This is a genomic window from Raineya orbicola, assembly GCF_002843425.1.
GTDB classification, from domain to species: domain Bacteria; phylum Bacteroidota; class Bacteroidia; order Cytophagales; family Thermonemataceae; genus Raineya; species Raineya orbicola.
In genome coordinates, this window is record NZ_NKXO01000021.1 from 39,976 (window position 1) to 61,849 (window position 21,874).

General features: G+C 36.6%; 24 protein-coding genes. 10 read left to right on the forward strand and 14 right to left on the reverse strand.

Annotated elements, in window-relative coordinates; translation table 11 throughout:
• Nucleotide 1 precedes the first annotated feature (1 nt).
• Nucleotides 2-1,249: a 3-deoxy-D-manno-octulosonic acid transferase gene (locus Rain11_RS07605; RefSeq protein WP_101358752.1), complete on the reverse strand. Its 1,248-nt coding sequence runs from the start codon at nt 1,247-1,249 to the stop codon at nt 2-4.
• 42 nt (nt 1,250-1,291) lie between these two features.
• On the reverse strand, nt 1,292-2,890 hold the full coding sequence (gene dnaB, locus Rain11_RS07610) for a replicative DNA helicase (RefSeq protein ID WP_101358753.1): 1,599 nt from the start codon (nt 2,888-2,890) through the stop codon (nt 1,292-1,294).
• Nucleotides 2,891-2,998: 108 nt separating this feature from the next.
• On the opposite strand from dnaB, the gene Rain11_RS07615 reads away from it, so the two are divergent.
• The gene (locus Rain11_RS07615) at nt 2,999-4,018 is read left to right on the forward strand and encodes an SPASM domain-containing protein (RefSeq protein WP_101358754.1); all 1,020 of its coding nucleotides are present in this window, start codon (nt 2,999-3,001) and stop codon (nt 4,016-4,018) included.
• 1 nt (nt 4,019) lies between these two features.
• Here Rain11_RS07615 and Rain11_RS07620 read toward each other — a convergent pair whose 3' ends face one another.
• The 4 genes from Rain11_RS07620 to Rain11_RS07635 are packed head-to-tail and all read right to left on the reverse strand — an operon-like array spanning nt 4,020 to nt 7,746.
• A complete protein-coding gene (locus Rain11_RS07620; protein ID WP_101358755.1) occupies nt 4,020-5,024 on the reverse strand; it encodes a bifunctional phosphoglucose/phosphomannose isomerase in 1,005 nt (334 codons plus the stop codon).
• Between the two features lie 23 nt (nt 5,025-5,047).
• A complete protein-coding gene (locus tag Rain11_RS07625) occupies nt 5,048-6,019 on the reverse strand; it encodes a GSCFA domain-containing protein (protein ID WP_101358756.1) in 972 nt (323 codons plus the stop codon).
• A gap of 33 nt (nt 6,020-6,052) precedes the next feature.
• Nucleotides 6,053-6,514, reverse strand: a complete 462-nt coding sequence (locus Rain11_RS07630; protein ID WP_101358757.1) for a nuclear transport factor 2 family protein — start codon at nt 6,512-6,514, stop codon at nt 6,053-6,055.
• A 32-nt stretch (nt 6,515-6,546) separates the two neighbouring features.
• Nucleotides 6,547-7,746, reverse strand: a complete 1,200-nt coding sequence (locus Rain11_RS07635; RefSeq protein WP_133121537.1) for a murein hydrolase activator EnvC family protein — start codon at nt 7,744-7,746, stop codon at nt 6,547-6,549.
• A gap of 124 nt (nt 7,747-7,870) precedes the next feature.
• Between Rain11_RS07635 and Rain11_RS07640 the strand changes: the two genes are divergently transcribed.
• Genes Rain11_RS07640 through Rain11_RS07650 form a run of 3 tightly spaced genes read left to right on the forward strand, consistent with a single transcriptional unit; the run spans nt 7,871 to nt 9,775 of the window.
• Nucleotides 7,871-8,632, forward strand: coding sequence for an RDD family protein (locus Rain11_RS07640; protein ID WP_101358759.1), 762 nt, complete (start codon nt 7,871-7,873; stop codon nt 8,630-8,632).
• The gene (locus Rain11_RS07645) at nt 8,629-9,027 is read left to right on the forward strand and encodes a hypothetical protein (RefSeq protein ID WP_101358760.1); all 399 of its coding nucleotides are present in this window, start codon (nt 8,629-8,631) and stop codon (nt 9,025-9,027) included. The genes Rain11_RS07640 and Rain11_RS07645 overlap by 4 nt, the downstream gene beginning before the upstream one ends.
• Nucleotides 9,020-9,775 carry a geranylgeranylglyceryl/heptaprenylglyceryl phosphate synthase gene (locus tag Rain11_RS07650; RefSeq protein ID WP_101358761.1) on the forward strand — a complete coding sequence of 252 codons (756 nt, stop codon included), beginning with the start codon at nt 9,020-9,022 and terminating at the stop codon, nt 9,773-9,775. Before Rain11_RS07645 ends, Rain11_RS07650 begins: the two co-directional genes overlap by 8 nt.
• A gap of 60 nt (nt 9,776-9,835) precedes the next feature.
• On the opposite strand, the gene Rain11_RS07655 is transcribed toward Rain11_RS07650, so the two are convergent.
• From Rain11_RS07655 to Rain11_RS07665, 3 genes are read right to left on the reverse strand one after another with little or no spacing between them, the layout of a single operon-like run.
• Entirely contained in the window at nt 9,836-10,216 is a 381-nt protein-coding gene (locus Rain11_RS07655; protein ID WP_101358762.1) for a DUF983 domain-containing protein, read from the reverse strand.
• Entirely contained in the window at nt 10,176-10,418 is a 243-nt protein-coding gene (locus tag Rain11_RS07660; protein ID WP_101358763.1) for a hypothetical protein, read from the reverse strand. The genes Rain11_RS07655 and Rain11_RS07660 overlap by 41 nt, the downstream gene beginning before the upstream one ends.
• Before the next feature lie 56 nt (nt 10,419-10,474).
• Nucleotides 10,475-11,497 carry a DNA/RNA non-specific endonuclease gene (locus Rain11_RS07665; RefSeq protein ID WP_165778097.1) on the reverse strand — a complete coding sequence of 341 codons (1,023 nt, stop codon included), beginning with the start codon at nt 11,495-11,497 and terminating at the stop codon, nt 10,475-10,477.
• A gap of 146 nt (nt 11,498-11,643) precedes the next feature.
• On the opposite strand from Rain11_RS07665, the gene Rain11_RS07670 reads away from it, so the two are divergent.
• Together Rain11_RS07670 and Rain11_RS07675 are read left to right on the forward strand one after the other, a co-directional pair.
• Nucleotides 11,644-13,377 (forward strand): M14 family zinc carboxypeptidase, encoded by a 1,734-nt coding sequence (locus Rain11_RS07670; RefSeq protein ID WP_101358765.1) that lies wholly within the window; start codon nt 11,644-11,646, stop codon nt 13,375-13,377.
• A gap of 111 nt (nt 13,378-13,488) precedes the next feature.
• Nucleotides 13,489-14,013 (forward strand): 30S ribosomal protein S16, encoded by a 525-nt coding sequence (locus Rain11_RS07675; protein WP_101358766.1) that lies wholly within the window; start codon nt 13,489-13,491, stop codon nt 14,011-14,013.
• Nucleotides 14,014-14,026: 13 nt separating this feature from the next.
• Here Rain11_RS07675 and Rain11_RS07680 read toward each other — a convergent pair whose 3' ends face one another.
• From Rain11_RS07680 to Rain11_RS07690, 3 genes are all read right to left on the reverse strand, one after another.
• Entirely contained in the window at nt 14,027-15,124 is a 1,098-nt protein-coding gene (locus Rain11_RS07680) for an endonuclease/exonuclease/phosphatase family protein (protein WP_101358767.1), read from the reverse strand.
• Nucleotides 15,124-16,461: an adenylosuccinate lyase gene (gene purB / locus Rain11_RS07685; RefSeq protein ID WP_101358768.1), complete on the reverse strand. Its 1,338-nt coding sequence runs from the start codon at nt 16,459-16,461 to the stop codon at nt 15,124-15,126. The genes Rain11_RS07680 and purB overlap by 1 nt, the downstream gene beginning before the upstream one ends.
• Before the next feature lie 87 nt (nt 16,462-16,548).
• Nucleotides 16,549-17,301 carry a sulfite exporter TauE/SafE family protein gene (locus tag Rain11_RS07690; protein ID WP_165778098.1) on the reverse strand — a complete coding sequence of 251 codons (753 nt, stop codon included), beginning with the start codon at nt 17,299-17,301 and terminating at the stop codon, nt 16,549-16,551.
• A 97-nt stretch (nt 17,302-17,398) separates the two neighbouring features.
• Here Rain11_RS07690 and Rain11_RS07695 point away from each other — a divergent pair, with 97 nt between their 5' ends.
• The 3 genes from Rain11_RS07695 to lipB are packed head-to-tail and all read left to right on the forward strand — an operon-like array spanning nt 17,399 to nt 19,646.
• Complete coding sequence (locus Rain11_RS07695; protein WP_101358770.1) at nt 17,399-18,355, forward strand: hypothetical protein; 957 nt, start codon at nt 17,399-17,401, stop codon at nt 18,353-18,355.
• Between the two features lie 58 nt (nt 18,356-18,413).
• Nucleotides 18,414-18,923 (forward strand): NADH-quinone oxidoreductase subunit C, encoded by a 510-nt coding sequence (locus Rain11_RS07700; RefSeq protein ID WP_101358771.1) that lies wholly within the window; start codon nt 18,414-18,416, stop codon nt 18,921-18,923.
• Nucleotides 18,924-18,926: 3 nt separating this feature from the next.
• Nucleotides 18,927-19,646 carry a lipoyl(octanoyl) transferase LipB gene (lipB, locus tag Rain11_RS07705; protein ID WP_101358772.1) on the forward strand — a complete coding sequence of 240 codons (720 nt, stop codon included), beginning with the start codon at nt 18,927-18,929 and terminating at the stop codon, nt 19,644-19,646.
• A 26-nt stretch (nt 19,647-19,672) separates the two neighbouring features.
• Here the strand turns inward: lipB and Rain11_RS07710 are convergent, their stop codons facing one another.
• Complete coding sequence (locus Rain11_RS07710) at nt 19,673-20,179, reverse strand: RNA polymerase sigma factor (RefSeq protein ID WP_101358773.1); 507 nt, start codon at nt 20,177-20,179, stop codon at nt 19,673-19,675.
• A gap of 176 nt (nt 20,180-20,355) precedes the next feature.
• Here Rain11_RS07710 and Rain11_RS07715 point away from each other — a divergent pair, with 176 nt between their 5' ends.
• Complete coding sequence (locus tag Rain11_RS07715; protein WP_101358774.1) at nt 20,356-20,925, forward strand: anthranilate synthase component II; 570 nt, start codon at nt 20,356-20,358, stop codon at nt 20,923-20,925.
• Nucleotides 20,926-20,929: 4 nt separating this feature from the next.
• Here the strand turns inward: Rain11_RS07715 and Rain11_RS07720 are convergent, their stop codons facing one another.
• A complete protein-coding gene (locus tag Rain11_RS07720; protein ID WP_101358775.1) occupies nt 20,930-21,529 on the reverse strand; it encodes an ABC transporter ATP-binding protein in 600 nt (199 codons plus the stop codon).
• Between the last annotated feature and the right edge of the window lie 345 nt (nt 21,530-21,874).

A 21,874-nucleotide genomic window follows, 5' to 3' on the forward strand; every position in this document is an offset into this window, starting at 1 on the left:
ATTATATCCATTTTTCTACAAGTTGCATAATTTTTTCAGTTGCACCAATGTTTTTTTGAACATAGTTTTGAGTAGCTTTTTTGCACTGTTGATAGAAAAGTTTATCTTGGTAGAGTTTTTCAAATTTTACTAAAAGTTCGTTTTCGTCGGCTATACTCCAAGCAGTTTGCAAAGCGAGTAAATCTTGTGCTTCCTGAAACTTTTGAAAGGCTTTGTTGCCGAAAAATATAGGCAAGCCGAAGGTAGCTGGTTCTAAAATATTATGTAGACCTTGTTTGTAAGCTCCCCCCACAAAAGCAAAGTCTGCATAGCGGTACAAGGCAGAAAGTATGCCTATGGTGTTTATTATCAATAACTTGTATTTTTGAGGAGAATTTTCTTCAGCTAATTCTGTGTAAAGCAAGGCGTTATACTTTTTCTGCAAATTTCTTATTTCATTTTCGTGAATTTCGTGTGGGGCAACAATGATTTTAAGCGGCTTTTGAAATCTTTGTAAAAACTTTTCAATCACTGCTAAATCTTCTTGCCAAGCACTGCCTACAATAAGTAGAGGCGTATTGTTTTTGAATTGAGTAACTTTGGAAAAATTAGTTTCGTGTTTTTCTTGTAAGATTTGGGCTACTCTATCAAAGCGAGTATCACCTGCAAGGCTCACAAAAGGAATATGCAAACCTTGAAGCAGTTGTAAAGAGTTTTCATTTTGCACGAAAATATGAGCAAAGCAAGCAAGCATTTTACGATGCAAAGAGCCATAAGGCTTGAAAAATAGTTGTTCCTTGCGAAAAATGGCAGAAAAAAGCACCACAGGAATATTTTTTTGCTTGGCAGTATGCAAAAAATGATACCAAAACTCGTATTTAGTCCAAAAAATGAGCTTTGGCTGAACAATACTCAAAAAGTTCAGGGCGTTATCAGGGGTATCGGTGGGCAAATAGGTAATTAAATCGGCTTTATCATAGTTTTTTCGGACTTCATAGCCCGAAGGAGAATAAAAAGTCAGAACTATCTGAAAATCAGGATATTTTTCTCTAAATTTTTCCAAAACGGGGCGAGCTTGCTCAAACTCACCCAAAGAAGCACAATGAAACCAAACCTTCTGTTTATGCTTGGAAATTTTACTTTGTAAAGTACCCCAAATGTCTTTTCTACCTTTTTTCCAGAGTTGGGCTTTTTTATTGCCAAAAATTGCCGCTATCTGTATGCACCAAAAATAACACCTCGTAACGAGGTTGTACAGCCATACCTGCATTGAAATAAAAGTTTAGGCTTTAGTTCAGCCCCTCAAAACTTATCAAAAAGGCGGATTATCTTCATCAAATTCAGAGGGCTGGTTTTGGGAAGTTTTATTGTTTCTTTCGTTAATTTTACTACCTATTACAAATTGAGAGCTATTAGGAGGATTTTCCTGAAACTCTGACGGAATTTGTGGAGTTGTAGGGAAATTAGAAAAGTTTTCAAAAGAAGCCCCTACGTCAGCTATTTGACTATCTTCCCAATTGGTAAATTTCGTAAATTCGCCTATAAAACGTAACCTCACAGTATCAGTTGAGCCATTGCGGTGCTTGGCGACTATTACCTCACCGAGTTGATTAGTAGGCATACCATTTTCGTCTTGTGTAATTTTATAGTATTCAGGACGATATAAAAACATCACTACATCTGCATCTTGCTCAATAGAGCCAGATTCACGCAAATCCGAAAGTTGTGGTTTTTTATCACCTCCACGCGTTTCTACGGCACGGCTTAGCTGTGCTAATGCAATTACAGGGATATTGAGTTCTTTGGCTAAATTTTTCAAAGACCTTGAAATATAAGCAATTTCTTGCTCGCGATTTCCGCCCTTACCCATATCACCCCCCGACATCAATTGCAGATAATCAATCACTATCATTTGAATATTGTTCTGAGCCGCCAAACGGCGTGCTTTGGCTCTTAATTCTAACACCGAAAGTGCGGGGGTATCATCAATAATAATAGGAGCTTCCATAAGGCGTCCTAAACGCGTGTGCATATAACGCACTTCTTCATCAGAGAGCTGTCCTTTTTTGATTTTTTCACTTCTTATTTCGGCTTCCAAAGAAATCAGACGATTGACCAGCTCAGTAGCCGACATTTCCAAAGAAAAAATAGCAACAGGCATACCAAAATCAATGGCGGCATTACGAGCCATAGAAAGCATAAAAGCACTTTTACCCATACCCGGACGAGCCGCTACAATAATCAAATTAGATTTCTGAAAGCCCGCTGTGAGCCTATCCAAATCCCGAAAACCCGTGGGTACGCCTGTAAGTCCATCTTTACGATTTTTTTTCTCCTCAATTTCCTGCAAAGTCTTTTTCATCAGGTCTTCCATCATCATATAATTTTTCCGAATATTGTTTTCGGAAATATCAAAAAAACTTTTTTCAGCTAAATCCAGCAGGTCAAATACATCAGTACTATCTTCGTAAGCCATAGTGCCTACTTTGCTCACTACTTCAATAATTCGCCTTTTGATATAGGTTTCCAACACTATACGGGCGTGATAAGCGATATTTGCCGCCGAATTTACTTTGGAGGTAAGTTCAGCTAAATACATAGCCCCACCTGCCGCTTCTAACTTACCCATTTTTTGAAGTCTATTCTTGACGGTCATTATATCAATAGGCTGAGCTTCGCTAAAAAGAAAAGTAATTGCTCGGTAAATTTCCTGATTACGAGGGTCATAGAAGCAGTCTGGGTTCAGAATATCCCCTACTTCCATTATGGCATTTTTTTCAAGCATTAAAGCTCCCAAAACAATTTCTTCAACATCACGAGCTTGTGGAGGAACTTTCCCCAACGTATTCAAAGCGGCATTACTTGTAGGTTTTGCCTTTCGCAAACCAACTTCTACATTTTCTTTCTCCATAATTTTGAGATTAAGGATTACAAAAATAATCCTTTTCAAAGACAAAGCGTGGCAGTTTTCTGAAAAAATTTTTGAAAAAATTGTAACTTGCACAAAAATAAGTGCTTAATGAATCCCCTACAAGATACCCTCAACCTTTTCGGCAAACTTTCTTTTCCCAAAGTTTGGAACGTTGCCAAAACAATAAGCAGTTATTATGTTTCACGTTTGCTGAAAAAGCCGTTTCATTGGGGTTTGCCTTATAGTGTTTCCATTGAGCCTACCACAGCTTGCAATCTGCGATGCCCCGAATGCCCCAGTGGTTTGCGAGCCTTTTCGCGTCCTACGGGTGTATTAGAAAAAGATTTTTACCAAAAAACTATTGATGAGCTTTCTAATCATTTGATTTACTTGATTTTATATTTTCAAGGAGAACCTTATTTGCACCCCCATTTTTTTGATTTGGTTTCTTATGCTTCTCAAAAAAACATTTACACGGCAACCTCTACCAATGCTCATTATTTACACGAAAAAAATGCCCAAAAAACTCTTGATAGTGGCTTGGATAGGCTAATCATTTCTATTGACGGCACCACCCAAGAAACTTACGAGCAGTACAGAATAGGTGGAAATTTAGAGAAAGTCTTACTTGGCACCGAAACCTTGCTTAATTTGCGAAAAAAAGGCAATTACCAAAAACCCTATACCATTTTTCAGTTCTTGGTTGTGAAACCGAATGAACATCAAATTGAGGAGGTAAAGCGTTTGGCAAAAAATTTAGGCGTTGATAAAGTGGCTTTCAAAACCGCTCAAATCTATGACTATGAAAATGGCTCTCGGCTTATGCCTTCCAATAGCAAATATAGCCGCTATGCTTTGCAAAGCAATGGCAAGTATGCTATCAAAAACCCACTGCTTAATCAATGTTGGCGAATGTGGCAAGGCTGTGTAATTACTTGGGACGGCAAAATTGTGCCTTGTTGTTTTGATAAAGATGCGACCCATCAGCTTGGTAACTTGCAAGAAAAAACTTTGCGAGAAATCTGGCAATCAGAGGCTTATCAAAATTTTCGCCAAAAACTGCTCATTTCTCGCAAAGAAATAGATATTTGTCAGAATTGCACCGAAGGCACAAAAGTGTGGGCTTGAGCTACCACGCTTCTTTGGCGAGTTCGTTTTTGAGGTGTGTAATAATATCCACAGGAAAAGCATCAACGCCATTTTTCTCTGCCAAAAAGAGCGAAGCCCAATCAAAAACATTTATCAGATATAAGGCTTGTTCTATGAAACTTGTACCTTGTGCCTGAATGATTTGCAGTGCAGACGTTTTTTCTCGGAAAATAGGCTCACATATATCCATACGCAGACGGGTACGAGGGTGGTCGTAAGTGGTTTTTACAAGCAAAACAGCCGTATTCTGATAGTATGTTTTGCCTAATTGCCAGCCTACAAGCTCGTTATGGTTCATTTCAGGGAAAATATGCGTGTGGCAGAGTTGCTTGGCATTTTCATTGATTTGCTGTTGGAAGCGGGTAATCACTGCTTGCAAGCGTGTATCGCTGTAAATAAATGGAATTTTTCCATAACAAAGTGTTGCAATTTTTTGAGCCTCTGCTTGAATTTCAGATTGTTTCCGCTCTAACAAATCCACAGACGCAAGTAAATCAGCTTCAAAATCATATTGTAGTAAGCCGTAATGCTTCAAAAGAAATAAGATTTGCACAAAAGAATATCCCAAAAACGCCCTCGGGCAAGGGGCTTCGTTGGGAATTTGTACATAGTCGTAGCCCTTTGCTTGGGCAATTTCAATGAGTTTGCCTCCCGAACTTATGCAGGCAATTTTAGCATCTTTTACCTGCGAAAGCGAAATAAGCGTTTCTTCAGTACCGCCTGAAAAAGAAGACGCTATAAAAAGAGTATTTTTGCCTATAAATTTAGGTATTTCGTAATTTTTACCGACTATTAAAGGCACTTGCATAGCAGGCGAAACGATGCTTTCTACCAAATTTCCACCAATGCCTGAACCTCCCAATCCTGCTACAAACACATTTTGAATTTCCTCGTTATGAGCAGTTGTGCGAATTTTTTTCCCAATTTCAACGGCTTTGCGAATTTGTGAGGGAAAACCCTCTATAAGTTTTTGCATAGCAGACATAATCCCAAAAAATTTTTGCAAAATTAAACGAAATTTTGAATTTGCCTTTGCACTTCTGCAATTTCTTTACTTACATCAAGATTTTTTTGCATTGCTTGTAGCTCTTGTAAAAGATTTTTCAAAAATTTTTGGTGTGCCTCACCTTTTGGGTTGAAAGGTTTATGCTGAATTTTTTGTGAAATTTTTTGCCATTCGGCAAGCATTTTTTGTGTTTCGGCGGGTATAAAAGTTTCTTGAAATTTCTGCCAAATATAATTTTCTGCCTGCGGTGTAACGTGCAGTAAATCATCGGTATAGAACCTGTAATCTCGCAGGTCGTCCATTACCAGCTCAAAAGCAGGAAAATAATGCACATTTTCATACTTTTCTTGCAAGTAGTGGCAAGCCAAACGTAAAACCGCCTTGCTAACTGAATTGAGTGGCAAAGTATCTTTCAGATGTCTTACAGGACTAATAGTAAGAATGACTTTTTTCCCCTGCAAAATAGAAACGCTTTGCTCAAAATCTGTTAAAATCTCCTCTACTGAAAGCAACCTTTTTTGAAAAAGTGAAGCGGGCATTTTATGACAATTCGCAACAAGGTGTTTTTCTGCGGTTTCATATGCCCAAGCCGTTCCGAAAGTGAGCAAAATTATGGAGGTATTTGCAAAAAATTGAGCTGTTTGACTTACTTTTTCACGAATATTTTGCCAAAGAGTTTCTTGGGTTTCGGCTCGCAAAGCAGAATGAAAATCATAGTGAAACCAAATTTTTTCGGGATTCTCTACACAAAATTTACTCTGTGGCAACTCTACACCCGCACAAAAACGAAGCAAGCGAAAAATAGAAACAGGGTTGTAAATAGTACCAAATGGATTGATAGCTACTTGCCACTTATTTTCAGCAAGTTTTTTGCCAATCGCATCGGCAAAGCACGAACCCAAAGTCAAAATCTTGTGCGTGTGTGTAAGAAAGGGATATTTTTCTGCAATATGTAGTTCAGTTCGCCATTGCATATTAAAACTTGAAAGAAAATGATTTTTTACGAGTTATTTTTGATTTTTGCAAGGTTTTTTGCGGCGAGTATCTGTAACTTGAATAATTTTCCAAACACCTTCTTTTTCACGAAAAAGTTGAAAAGCATTTACCCCACAATGGCTAAAACGCTCGCCTACAAAAAAGCTGTACTCTGTCCATACACTTGCCAAATTATCGTCAATTTGAATATGATAATTTTCAATTTTTTCAATATAAGGTTCAGGGTGCGGTGTTCCGATAACCTTAATAAACCCTTCAATACTTTCCTCTTGCAAAATAGCTTGCCCATTTTTATCAAAAGCAGTAGTATGCAAACGAGCCGAAGCGTGAAAAACACTTTTTACCATTGTAGAATCACCCTTTTTCATTCCTTCAAAAAGGCGGTCAATAGTCTGACGAACAGCAGTTTTTTCTTTATTTGTTTGAGCAAAACCGCTATGAGCGATAAGTAATAAAAGAAGCAACCAAGGCATAGAAGTATAAATTTAGCTAAAACTATTACGATTTATTTCTTGTAAAGCCATTTTTCGGGGTCTAATTTTTTATCATTTTTATAGATGCAAAAAAGTAGTTCAGGAGTACCTTCAAAATTAGGCATAATTGTTCCCAAAATTTGTTTTGTGTTGATTCTTTCATTTTCTTTGACCATCACATTATCCACAGGCTCATAGATAGTGAAAAAATCGCCGTGATTTATCATAATGCTGTAACCGGGTCCCATTCTTTCGCGTACGGCTTCTACTTTTCCCTCAAAAACAGCTCTAATTTTTGTTCCCTGTTTAGCTTGGATTTTTACACCCGCATTGTCAATATAAAAATTCGCAATGACGGGGTGTTTTTGCTTACCAAAACGCAAGGAAATAAAGCCATTATCCACAGGCCAAGGTAAGTTACCTTGATTTTGAGCGAAAGAATTCGCAAGTTTAATATCTTCGGGGTTGGTCAGTACAATTTCTTTGGTTTCGCCACCACCTGTTTTCTTGATTTCGGCACGAATAAGTGCAAGTGTTTGTTTTTCAAGCTCTTGTAACTCTTTTTTTTCCGCCAAATACTGCTGACGCAACTCTGCTTCTCTTTTGGCAAGTTCTTTTACAAGTTCGCTTTGTTGTTTTTGTAAGTTCAAGAGTTCTCGGTCTTCTTCTTGCAGGCTGGTAAGTGTGCTGGTTTTCTCCTCACGCTGTTTGCGAACAATTTGATTTTGAGTTTCCAAATATTCTTTGGTTTTGAGGATTTGTTCCAATTGCTTACGCCGAGCCACAGCATACTGCCTTACAAACTGAATACGTCTGTAAAATTCATTGAAAGATTTTGCCGAAAGCACAAAAGTAAGCTGATTGTAACGATTGCTCATTTTAGAGGCTTGGTAAATCATTCGGGCATACTCTTTTTTGAGGTCGGAAAGGTCTTTTTCTAAACCTTCTATGATTTTTTCGGTATCGGAAATATCTTTTTCAATGAAAGAAATTTCTCGGCGAATAGCCCCACGAATCTGCTCTCGCTGTTGAATTTGAGCATTGATAGCGTTCAGTTCGCCCAAAGAGCGTTGTTTTTTGCTCGTGGCTTCTTCTAAAATTTTATTGATTTCAGCAATATTTTTGAGTTTAGCATTTTTCTGCTCTTCTAATTGCTGTTTGCGTTGTTGGGCTTGTCCAAAAGCTATTGCGTAGAGTAGGAAAGAAACTACTATCGTAAAAATTTGCTTCATTTGCCACAAAATACAAAATTAAACGCTTAAAAATACAAAATTCTTGTTTGTACAGAAAAAAAAACAGCAAGCCCTTTTTTCTTTTTTCCAAGAAAAACTAATTTTGTATAAATATTGAAGCCTGATGAATACGCTACGTGTAGAAACTACACAAAATGTTTTTTTAGAATACAACCTTGCGGGGTTAGGCGAGCGAATTTTAGCCTTTTTGATAGACTCATTTGCAATATTTCTGTATATTTGGCTGTATCTGAGATTTTTAGAATTTCTCTTTAAGAAATGGTTTTTAGAGGGTGCAATCAGCGAAACCACTTTCCTTTTAGTTTATTTTTTTACGCTTATTTTACCGCTTTCAACCTACACGCTTGTTCAAGAAGTTTTTTTCAACGGACAAACTATCGGAAAAAAAATAATGCACATCAAAGTAGTTACCCTTAATGGCAGACAGCCCTCACTCACGCAGTATGTAGTGCGTTGGCTTTTCAGAATGATAGATATTTGGGCTACTCTTGGTATTTTAGGCATTATTGTAGCGGCTACCAACAAATACTATCAGCGTTTGGGCGACCTTGCCGCAGGTACTTGTTTAATCAAACTAAAATCGGCTACTCAATTAAGCAAACAAGTAATTATCCCCGAATTTGATAAACTCTATGAACCTAAATACCCACAAGTCCTGTTGCTCTCTGATACAGATATAAACTACGTAAAAGAAGCTGTATTATCTTACGAAAAATTTGGTAATGAGGAAGTGTTAGTACCTTTTGTAAAAAAACTCAAAGAACTGCTTAACATTGAAAACGAAAAATTGAATAATTACCCATTTTTAAGACAAATCATCAAAGATTATACTTACTTAACTTCACAAGAAGAGGAACAAGTATGACAGAAAAAACGCAAAATCTTCAACAAGAGGCAGATTTGTTGGAAACCGCTATCGCCGAAGAAATTGAAAATATCCAAGATAAAATTTGGCATAAGTTCAAAATAGGGCTTTCTATTGCCTTTGTGGGTATAGGTACTTTTTGGATATTAAAAAAATGGCTGGATTATCCTTTACGTTTGCAGGATTTTTTTCCATCACAAGAAGAAAATTCTGCTGATGAAACAGAAAAGAGAGAAAAGTACAATCCACCCCAATCTCAAAAAGATTTGGATATTGTTGCAATGATTAAGCGGGAAATTGCTATGTTTCTTTTAGCCATTGCCAAACAAAAAATTTATGAGCTTTTAGCAAAAATTCAAAACTACGAAAACGAACCCAATAACGAAGATGAATAAGGTTTTATCACGGATTCAAGCATTCAAAAATGAGCAAAAAAAGGCTTTTGCTTTACTCATAGACCCCGATAATGTTGATGAACTGCAATGTATTGAACTCATTCATTTAGCCGAATCTGCTCAAGTAGATTTTCTTTTTGTTGGGGGAAGTCTGATTACTGGTAATAATTTGAGCCGAGTTGTGGAAATTGCTAAATCTATTTCACAAATTCCTGTGGTACTTTTCCCAGGCAGCAGTTTGCATATTGATACCGAAGCCGATGCTATCTTGTTTCTTTCACTTATTTCGGGCAGAAACCCCGATTTTTTGATAGGACAACATATTTTAGCCGCTCCTATTCTGAAAAGAAGTCGCTTAGAAATTCTGCCCACAGGTTATATGCTCGTAGATACAGGCAAACAAACTACTGCTTCGTTTATGAGTGGCACAACCCCCATTCCTTACGATAAACCCGCCGTGGCGGCTTGTATTGCAATGGCAGGTGAAATGTTGGGCTTACAACTGATTTATTTAGACGGAGGCAGTGGAGCAGAAAAACCGATTTCTCCACAAATGATACAAGCTGTGCGTAAATCTGTAGATACGCCTATTTTAGTGGGTGGAGGCATCAATTCGGCAGAAAAAGCCTTACAGGCTGTCAGAGCAGGAGCAGATGTGATTGTCGTTGGAAATGCCATTGAAAAAGACCCCTCACTCGTGCTTGAAATCGCTCAAAGTGTGAAAAATTTTGTACCCAGTCTCCTTTGATGAGTGAAGCGACTTAACTTGTTCAAAAATTGACAAGGTCGCTTCATTGCAAACTTTGGTTTAGTTTTTTTCTTGCAATATATTGGGTTCGTAGCTAAAACCTCCAAAAACGTGAATAAACAAAGATTTAGACAAACGCCAGTTAAGCGGTGCAAGCACTATGGTTGCTGTAATAATAGTGAGCCAATACACATACGTAGGAGGGTCGTTGAAAACGAAGTATGCTCCAAAGCCAAATGTTACGAAAATTGCTACTGAAATAGCATAGCTCACATACATTGCCCCCTGAAAAAAGTCGGGTTCTTTTTCATAACGGACCCCACATACAGGACAGGAAAAATGGGGTTTGGGAAAAATTTTACCTTTACCCATTAAATCTCCCCGCCTACAACGAGGACATTTACACTCCAAAATCGCTTGAAGTTTGGTTTTTTCTCGCATTTCTTTGTCTTTTATAATTTTTGTACCAAAGGTAACCTATCACAACAATGAGCAAATATGGAAAAAACGCCATATACAAAATAGCACTATTGATAGCTCCGCCTGTATTACCTTGTTCAGAAACGGATTTGCACATCACACATTGAGCATAAGCTATATTTACCGAAACCCAAAACAAAAATACACAAATCAATTTTTTCATACGTTTATTTTTGAATTAAAACCTAAAAAATGTAAAAAAAGTTTCAAAAGAGGTAACTATTTAATTGATTTCTTATTTTTATCATTTTTAGATTTAGGAGGATTAAACCAACCTTCCTTGGAAACAGAACTTTCAATTTTTTCTTCTAAATCATCAGGTAAAAGATAAAAAAAATCTAATCCTGTTTCTTTTTCTACTTCATCAATGCTTACTTGATAGTTGCGGTAGTTTTCTTTTTTATTCACATTCGGAACAATAAAAGCTATTCCGCGTTCTTCTTTGAGGCTTACAATCACTTTATAGTAGGCAGGTGGTACTGAAATTTTATTTTTTTTGCCAATTTTTTGCATATTTCCCTTGAATACGGGTCCTGTTATGATATACAAATCACCTTTTTTTTCACCCCAAAAACGTACTTTTTCTTCCAAAAGTCGCCAAGTTTCACGATTGCAAAGGGGGTATTGCGGACTCATATTACTCATAGCAAAGGTTTCGTGCATCATTTGTTCATTGCCTGTAAAATCTCCTGCGGGTGCTAAATGTCCTCTATCAAAGCCCGAGCCTGCATAATCCATTGGCAAAGCCGAACCCGTACTTACTTTTCTATCAGGATAAAAAATTTCTTGACTGCGAGTTACGTTTTTTTCTAAGTTTTTGGCTGTCATTTTGTAAGCTACCCAACGAGCCTGTTCGTGTTCTTCCACGTAGGCAAGTGTGAAATAAGTATGGCGTATAATTTCATCATTGTACGGCGACTTGGGGATTTCTAAATCCTCATAATTTCCTTGCTTTTTTGGTGGCTTACTCGTTTGGGAAGCACTACTCTCTTGCTCCTTTTTTCCCTCAACAATTTCAAACTCTTGCTCTATTTTCTTTTGTTCCTGCTCTTTTTCAGAAGCGTTTTTCTTGGAAAAATACTCTACTTTCCACTCGTAGAGTTTGGTAGTAAATGTTTGGTTGGGAAAGGTCTTTTCAAGACGAGCAAAGATATTTTTGAGCGTAGCATTGGGGGCAAATATGTAAAACAGCAACAATCCTACTCCCCCAAAAATAAGTATCCGCCAAAAGTAAACTTTCAATTGTTGGAATGTTTTTTTATTAAATCGCATAATTAGTGGTTCAGTAGTTCAAGTTTCCCACTGCAAATTTACTAAAAATCTGCATTTTTTGCCTTTTCTGAAAATATTTTGTTTCTTGCTCACGTTTTCTAAAAAAGTAACCAGCAATGATAAAAATATATTTTACCTTTCTTTGTTTTTTGAGCTTTGCACAAGTTTTATCACAAGATTTCACTACTCCTTTTGAGCGTTCCAAAGGTACAGAAACAGCTACCTATGAAGAAGGAATAGAGTTTTATCAGAAATTAGCTTCTCATTATCCTGAAATTAAAATTTTTGAGTATGGCACTACCGATATAGGCAAACCTTTGCATTTGGTAGTTTTTTCAGAGGATAAAGATTTTAATCCTACTTCGCTTAAAGCTAAAAATAAAACGATTTTTTTGGTTATCAATGCCATTCACCCAGGCGAACCCGATGGGGTTGATGCCTCAATGATGCTATTGCGTGATATTGTACAAAATGATAAACTCAAAAAAATGTGTAAAAACACGGTTTTGGCGATTATTCCTTTTTACAATGTTGATGGCGTGCTAAACCGAAATTCATACAGCCGAGCCAACCAAAACGGACCCAAAAGCTATGGCTTTCGGGCAAATGCCAAAAATTTAGACCTCAATCGTGATTTTATTAAAATGGACTCCGAAAATGCCAAAACTTTTGTGCAAATTTTTCAGACTTGGCAACCAGATGTACAAATTGATAACCACGTTACCAATGGTGCTGATTATCAGTACACTATGACCTATATTTTTGCCAATCCTGCCTTGTACGCCCCCGATATGCAAAGCTATTTTTTGAAAGAATTTAAGCCCGATATGCTCAATTTGATGAAAAAAAAGGGGGAAGAAATGTCTCCTTATGTTGAGCTTCGCAAAAATATTCCCGATAGTGGTTTAGTGCAAAATGTTCGTTCTCCACGTTTTTCACACATTTACGCCACCCAATTCCATACACTTGCAATGGTAGCTGAAACGCATATGCTCAAACCTTTTGATAAACGGGTGCAAGCTACCTACAAAATGATGATGAGCATTTTAGAAATTTTAGAAAAAGAGGGCATTAAAATCCAGCGAAACCGCAAAAAAGCCTTTGAGTATTTTCAGAAGCAAGAAAATATGATTTTGGATTGGAAAATCAATGAGCAAAAACCTACATTCATAGATTTCAAGGGCTATGAAGCTGAATTTGTAACCAGCAAAATTACAGGTTTGCCTCGCCTCAAATACAATTCACAAAAGCCTTATACCAAAAAAATTCCTTACTATGACACTCACGAACCCAAACTTGTTATTAGAAAGCCCAAAATGTATATTATTCCCAAAACTTATGCCAATATCGCTAAAATGCTTGAAATGAATGGTGTACTGATTACAAAATTCACCAAAAAAGAAACTTTCAAAGGTTTCTATTATTACATCAAAGAATTCAAAACACCGCAAAAACCTTACGAAGGGCATTATTTTCATTACGATATTGAAGTAGAAAAAAAGGCTGATGCCTATACTATTGAAGAGGGCGATTTTATTGTGATGACCAACCAGCCTCATATCAACTTCATAATGAATGTTTTAGAACCACAAGCTCCCGATAGCTATTTTGCGTGGAATTTTTTTGATACCATTTTACAACAAAAAGAAGGTTTTTCAGATTATGTTTTTGAAGAAATTGCTGAAAAACTTTTAGCCGAAAATCCTACTTTGAGGGCTGAATTTGAAGCCAAAAAACGCTCCGATACCGAATTTGCTCAAAGTGCCTATAAACAATTAGATTTTATTTACAAAAATTCACCTTACTACGAAAAACATCATCAACGCTATCCTATTTTTAGGGTAGAATAAAAATAGTGCTATTTTTCTTTGAAAAAAGTTTTTTTCTTTGTATCTTTGCCGTCCTAAAAAACCGAAAGACAGACGGGTTCTGTCATTCTCAACCTAAAAATTTTTAGAAAAATGGCTGTAAAAATTCGTTTAGCTCGCAGAGGAAAGAAAAAGTACGCAATGTACGATGTAGTAGTTGCCGATTCTCGTGCTCCACGCGATGGAAAATTTATTGAAAAAATCGGTACGTACAACCCTAACACCAACCCTGCTACTATCAAATTAGACGAGGAAAAAGCTCTCAAATGGGTAATGAATGGAGCTATTCCTACCGATACCGTAAGAGCAATGCTTTCTTACAGAGGAATTTTAATGAAAAAACACTTGCAAGTAGGTGTTTTGAAAGGTGCAATCACCCAAGAACAAGCCGATGCTAAATTTGCGGCTTGGCTTGAACAGAAAAATGCTAAAATTCAGGGTAAAGTGGATAGACTTGCCAAAGAAAAAGCCGAAGCTCAAAAAGCTCGCTTGGAAGCAGAAGCTAAAATCAAAGAGGAAAGAGCAAAAGCTATCGCCGAAAAACAGAAAGCACAAGAAACAAGTGAAAACAACAACGAAAATCCTGCTCCCGAAGCCACTGAAAATGCACCCAACTAAAAATAAAACCTCGCTAAAAGCGAGGTTTTTTTATGCTATAAATACCACGCAAAGGAAAATGGTCCGAATAATTGAAAGAACGGTCTGTTTCAAAAAAATGAAGATTGAACTTTGAGCTATAAAATTGATTATCAATTCGCAAGAAAAAAAGTTTGCCATTATACGAAAAATCTAAACCACTACCTTTTTCTTCAAAAGCATTGAGCAGTTTTTCCCTAAAACGCTTGTAAGTGTAGCTGTAAGGAGTATCGTTGAAATCCCCGCAAACAATAACAGGATAAGGCGACTTCTCAATATGAGAAAGCACCAAATCGGTCTGTTTAGCACGCAAACGGAATGCTCGTAAAAGTTGCAAGAATATGTTGTTATAGTTTTTTTTCAGTTGTTCGTAGCTTTCGCTGTCAAACATTTTTTCTTCATCAAGGCTGATAGATTGCAGATGAATGTTGTAGATGCGAATAGTGTCTTTCTTTACTATAATATCGGCAAATTGCCCTCTGTTGAGACTTTTGGCAAATTTTATCTCGCCTGATTTTACTATCGGATATTTTGAAAAAATGGCTATGCCAAAGTAATTGTGCCTTTCACTTTTCTGCGGGCTAATAACATACTGATACTTGCCTTTTTCCTTAATTTTAGCGATGGTATTGAACACTTTGGAACTATCTTCGCAAAAAAACTCTTGCAAGCATTTAATATCACTACTATCTTCTACTACTTGCTGAATAAGTTTTTTTGCACTGATACTATCTTTGCCTTGTAAATGATTATAGACATTGAAAACCCTTACATTATAGCTTAGAACACTAAAAGAGTTATTATTTTTCTTTTTTTCCCCGCCTAACTGAAAGCGAATAGTGCTTATGATAAACGAGTAACCTACTGCCAAAACCAAAGTCGAAACAATCCCCCTCCAAGATTTCTGCAAAAACCAATGCAATACAAAAAGCAAATTCACCACAAGCCAAACAGGAACGCTCAAAGCCCAAAAACCTGCCCAAAAATAGTTTGCAGGCGAAAGGTAACAACTATAATAAGCCGTTAGCGTCAGAATGGCACATATAATATTGATGATAAAACGTTTCTTACCCTTTGCTTTACTATTTTTCATCAAAATTTACCTAAATAGTTAAATGGTGTGATGCTTTTCAATTCTTGTTTGACATTTTCAGCTAGATCAAGTGTTTCAATGAAATCTATGATAGTTTTTTGGGTAATTTTTTCATTGGTACGTGTGAGATTTTTAAGGACTTCGTAAGCCTGTGGATATTTTTCTCGGCGTAGAATGGTCTGAATAGCCTCTGCTACTACCGCCCAGTTTTCGTCTAAATCTTTTTGTAAAGCTACTTCGTTGAGTTGTAGTTTTTCAATACCTCTAAGTAAAGACTTGTAAGCAATAAAACTATGAGCTATCGGCACACCCAGATTGCGTAGCACGGTAGAATCTGTTAAATCTCTTTGCAAACGAGAAATAGGTAGCTTGGCAGAAAGATGTTCAAAAATAGCATTGGCATAGCCCAAATTTCCTTCGGCATTTTCAAAATCAATAGGATTGACTTTGTGAGGCATAGCCGAGGAGCCTACCTCACCTGCCTTAATTTTTTGCTTGAAATATTCCATTGCTACATACTGCCAAATATCGCGTGCAAAATCAATCAGAATATTATTGAGGCGTTTTAGACTATCCAAAATAGCGGCTAAATGGTCGTAATGCTCAATTTGTGTAGTAGGATAGCTTCTTTGTAGCCCCAAAGAAGCCAAGAATTTCGTAGCAAAAGCGTGCCAATCTATTTCAGGGAAAGCTACAAAATGAGCATTCATATTACCTGTGGCTCCGCCAAATTTTGCTGAAAATGGAATTTGTAAAAGCAGTTGTATTTGCTGTTTGAGCCTTTCGGCAAAAACGAGCCATTCTTTGCCCATTGTAGTAGGCGTAGCGGGTTGCCCGTGCGTGCGTGCAAGCATAGGTATTGCTCGCCACTCCTGCCCTTTTTGTTCAATTTGGTTCAAAATATTTTGTAAAGTGGGCAAGATTTCAGCCTGTATAGCCTCTTTGAGGCTCAAAGGAATAGCCGTATTGTTAATATCTTGCGAAGTAAGTCCAAAATGTACAAATTCACTAAACTCTTGCCAGCCATTTTGGGCGAAAAAGTCCTTGATAAAATATTCTACGGCTTTTACATCGTGATTGGTTGTCTTTTCAATGTTTTTGATTTTTTCGGCATCATTGATAGAAAAATTATGGTAAAAGTCCCGCAAAATGGAAAAATTGTTTTTATCAAAACTTTGTAGTTGAGGCAAATTTAGCTCGCAAAGAGCAATAAAATACTCTATTTCCACCCAAACTCGGTAACGCATTAGAGCAAATTCAGAAAAATAAGGGCTAAGGCTTTGAGTTTGTGTGAAATACCTACCATCAATCGGTGAAATACAGGTTAGAGGCGTCATAGCTTTTCAAGAATAAAAAACAAAAATACAATATTCACTCGCAAAAGTGAAAAAACTTATCAGAATTATGAAAATCATTACAACCATTCAAGTGTAAAAATACACAATAGAAACTATAATTACTACTATTAGCAGGTAGTAAGTCCATTCATTAGCTTTTGGGTGCTTGGCGGCAAAATGTGCGGCAAAATACGCCCCACAAGCCTGCCCGATTGCTGTAAGTATGCCCCAGAACCAATCTGCCTGCCCCTGCCACAAAAATACTAAAAGCACAGGCAGAGCATACAAAGCTACAATAATCAATTTGTAAGCGTTGGCAATTTTTAAAGGTTTTTCAAAACCCATTACCAACACTATCAGTAAAAAAATGCCAACTCCTGCTTGCACAAAACCGCCATAAAACCCAACTACAAACAATCCTAACTGATTATACCATTTTTTTTCTTTGAAACTTTCTGTTAGCTTTTCTTTAAGCCATTTTTCGGGTTTCAGAAGCAAAAGCACAAGCATTACTATCATCAAAATCCCTAAAAAGTCTTTGAAAAATTTATCACTAACAAGCGTAGCCACATAAGCCCCTAACAATGCCCCAATGAGTGAAGGTGTTACTATCCAAGTAGGATTTTTTAGACGAATAGACGATTTTTTCAGAAAGGTGATTAGTCCTGTAGTACTTTGAAAAACAACCGCTATGCGATTTGTGCCATTAGCTACCACAGGGGGCAAGCCCATTGCAATCAGCAAAGGAAGCATAATCAGGCTACCACTACCCGCAAGCGTATTGATAAAACCTGCTATCACACTAGCAAAAAATACAAGAAAATAAAGCAAAAATTCCACAAAAGCTATTTTGAAGGTACAAACTTATTACAAAGCACAAACATAGACATAAAATTCAGACATTTTTCTGTATTTTTGCCAAAATGCTTAAATTTTTATGAAGTTTTTTTCTTGCTTATTGATTTGGGTTACACTTTCTCAATGGCTTTGGGCACAAGGGAAACCTCCTTTTTTGCCTGCTGATACCATTTTCTTTTATAAAATTCTATCCAATGATACTACCAAGAAAATTTTAGAAAAGCGATACTTCCATTTATACGATAAGCAAAACCACTTGCGAGAAATCCTATGCGAAAGATGGCAAAATAATGAATGGTACTATACTCATCGGTGGGTTTTTAGCTACAATGCTTTCCACGCCCTACAAAACTACCGCAAAGAAATTTGGGATAGCCTCAACCGCGATTGGCTCAAATACAAACGCCGAACCTTCAACTACAACATTCGCTATTTACCCACTGAATTTTATGATGAATTTTGGGATAAAAGCGAACAAAAGTTTATCAAAAAAAACATTACAAAAATTGCTTACAATAGCAAACACCTGCCTACTGAAATTGAATACAAAATTTTTTGGAAAGATAAATGGATAGATTCGCTCAAACAAGAAATTTTCTATGATACACTCAGCGGACAAATCAATGGAATCGCTTATCGGGGAAACCCTGCCATTGTAAGCAGTTTACTGAAATACGTAGAAATTAAGAAAGAAAAAAATACTTGGATTTTTGTAACTAAAAATTCGCAAAGAGAAAAAATCGCTGATAAAATGCCAAGATTGTTACTCATAGTTGATGAAAAAACACAAAATTATCTTGGCGAAGAAGCTCAAATTTATCGCTTAAGTCCCAAATCTCAATTTCAAGAAATAGCAGGGGTGAAAGGTTGGTTCAATCGCAAACGCAATCAGTGGTTCTTTTCCTATTATGAACTCAAAGAAGGAAAAAAGTTACTTCACAAACAAGTTGTTCTTTCACCTACCAAATTCAATATCAAACCTTTTTGGCAAAACATAAGTTTCCTTTTAGGGCTAACAGAAAATTTTTACGAATAAATTGGCTTTTTTCTGAAAAGTCTTTACTTTTGGTTGAAAATTTAGAAACATTACGCTTATGGCTGTACTTACACGCGAAATTGTAATAGAAGATATTTTACAGAAGTTTGAAGGTAAATTAGTTTTGGATACACATACTCATTCCGACCTACCTTTGCTGATATGCGATAGGGAAATTATTGTCAATCTTTTAGAATATTTGTACTTTCACAAGCAGTTTCAGTTTCAATTCCTCACTACGCTTTGTGGTATTCATTACCCCGATAATGTAGGTGCAGAATTTGCCGTGATGTATCAAATCCATAGCCTTATTCATAACATACGCCTGCGTATCAAGGTATTTTTATCTGAAAATGATTTACATATTCCTACAATTACACATCTTTTTGCCGCCGCCAACTGGATGGAACGCGAAGCCTACGACTTTTATGGAATTATTTTTGATGGGCACCCCAACCTCAAACGCATTTACAACGTAGATGAAATGGACTATCACCCTTTACGCAAAGAATATCCTTTGGAAGACCAAACCCGTAAAGATAAAGAAAACTTGTATTTTGGCAGATAGTAGATGAAAAACAAACATATTTTTTTTCAAAATTTAGGGAGAATTTCATACAAACCCGCTTGGGATTACCAAACTTTTCTTTTTGAAAAAATCATAGCTCAGAAAACTAACCCACAAAACACTGAACCTACTGAAAACTACCTTTTGCTTTGCGAGCATAATCACGTTTATACGCTTGGCAAAAGTGGAAAAATTGAAAACCTACTCATTTCAGAAAATGAACTCTCTGAAAAAGGTGTAGAATTTTACAAAATTAACCGAGGTGGCGATATTACTTATCACGGCTTGGGGCAAATAGTAGGCTATCCGATTTTAGACCTTGAAAATTTTGCTACCGATATACATTGGTATATGCGTTCTTTGGAAGAGGTAATTATTCGCACTTTGCTTGATTTTGACATTCGGGCGGAGAGATTGCAAGGGCTTACAGGCGTGTGGGTAGATATACGAAGCAATCCACGTAAAATTTGTGCTATGGGAGTAAAAACAAGTCGTTGGGTAACTATGCACGGATTTGCGTTGAATGTAAATACAGAGCTTGATTTTTTCAATTACATAGTGCCTTGCGGTATAACAGATAAAGGCGTAACCTCAATGCAAAAAGAACTTGGCAAGCAAGTTCCTTTGCAAGAAGTAGAAAGCGTTATTATCAAACATTTTGCTGAAGTTTTTGAAGCTAAAATTTTTGAAATAAACACTTTTGCTCACGAAAAAACCTCATAGTTATCAATCTATGAGGTTTTTAATTTTTAATATCCCAATTTTAAGAGCTTATCTTTTAATTCCTTGCGGGCAATGTGAATTCTATTTTTCACCGTGCCAATCGGAATACCTAACCTTTCAGCGATTTCGTGATATTTGAAGCCTTTGAAGTACATCATAAAAGGAGTGCGATACACTTCATCAAGGGCATCAAGAGCCTCTGTGATTTCTTGCATTGCCAGAGACGAAACCCCTATGTTTTGTGAGATACTTGCTGTGCTATTGATATAATGCAAGTTATCCGTAGTATCGATAAATGTTTTACGTCTTACCATTCTTTGATAGTTGGTAATGAACGTATTTTTCATTATGGTATAAAGCCAAGCTTTTAAGTTAGTGCCATCGGCAAATTTTTCTTGGTTGGTGAAGGCTTTATACATTGTATCTTGAAGCAAATCATTGGCATCTTCCAAATCTTTGGTCAAACGCACTGCAAAAGGCTTGAGAGCCTTTATAGCTTGTGCTAACTGGCTGTTAAATTCAAGGGCTGTCATAATACACCTCCATTGTTTTGTTGAATACAAACTTACTAAAAGTTAAACAAAAATACAAATTTTGTTTAATATTTTTTTTCAAAAGTTAAACAAAATTTTTCTATTCAAACGCACACACTTGAACGTTTATTTTGCGTTTTTTGTAAAAGTTTTCATCTTTGTTCAAATTTTCTCTTATGAAGGTTTTGGTTTTAGATAATTACGATAGTTTTACTTACAATTTAGTACATTTACTCAAAGAGTTAGGCGTATATCCCGATGTTTTTCGCAATGACAAAATTGCTTTGGAGCAAGTAGCTGTCTATGATAAAATTTTACTTTCTCCGGGTCCCAGCCTTCCCAAAGATGCAGGTATAATGCCTGCTTTAATTCAAAATTATGCTTCAGGCAAAGATATTTTAGGAGTTTGTCTTGGTCATCAGGCTATTGGTGAAGCCTTTGGTGCAACGCTTTACAATTTGCCCCAAGTTCAGCACGGAGTAGCCACCGAAGTACACCTTTGTAGTAAAACGGAAAAACTGTTTGAAAAATTGCCTATTCGCTTCAAAGTAGGTAGGTATCATTCTTGGGTAATTGATAAAGCCTCTCTCTTACCTACCGATTTAGAAATCACTGCTGAAGACGAAGCAGGTTTTGTAATGGCAATTTCACATCGTAAATATGCCTTAAAAGGTGTGCAATTTCACCCTGAAAGCATACTCACAGAGTATGGCAAAGAAATGATTGCTAACTGGCTCAAATCCTAATATTTTACTGCAAACTGATTTTCACTTTACAAAACTCATATTCTTCGGGTTGGTTTGAAGCCACAATAATCAATTTTTCTCCAAGCAGTCTTTGCATTTCCGACCGATACCAAAGAGTGTTTTCTTGGTCTAAATTGGTAGTGGGTTCGTCCAGAAGTAAAACAGGAACAGGTGAGTAAAACGCCAAGCCCAGTTTTAGGCGTTGCTTCATTCCCGATGAAAAGTTCTTTATGTACTTGTGGCGGGCATTTTCTAATCGCAAAATTTCAACTAAATGAGCCGTTTGCAAACCTTTCAGTTTTTTGTGAAATTGTATCATTTCCGTAAGAGTGAGCTCTTCTACGAGTTCCATATACGGACTTGCCCAAGCAAGATATTTGTAAAAATTTTCTGTGGTAATAACTTTGTCATTTACTTTGTAAAAAATTTTCCCCTCGCTGGCAGGTAAAATGCCCGAAATTACTTGTAAAAGTGTGGATTTTCCGCTTCCATTATTGCCTGTAATAGCGACAGGCTTATTTGCTTGAAATTCAAAAGAAAAATTCCGAAATATCCACTCGTTATTAAATTTTTTTCCTAAATTTTGGGCGTAAATAGTGAGCATATCAACTCATTTCTTGCAAATTAACACATAAATTCAATGCTTGTCAAATGGGCTATAAAAATAGGTGCGGGAATTCTGCTATTTTTAGCAGGAATACTCTTTTGGCACTTTATCAAAAGTAGTTTTTGGGGTGGGAGTGATGCAAGCAAAAAAGAAGTTATCAAGCATCAAACCACTTTGGAGCAAATCGAAGCTCTGGGAAAACTGGAACTTGTCAAACGTGAGTTAAGCGGCAATATCTTGAAAAAGTTCAAAATTTGTAAGTAGATTTTTTTCTTGAAAATCTCTAATAGTGGGCTTTTTATCTAGGAATTTGTAGGCAATAATTCCAGACCACAAATTGAC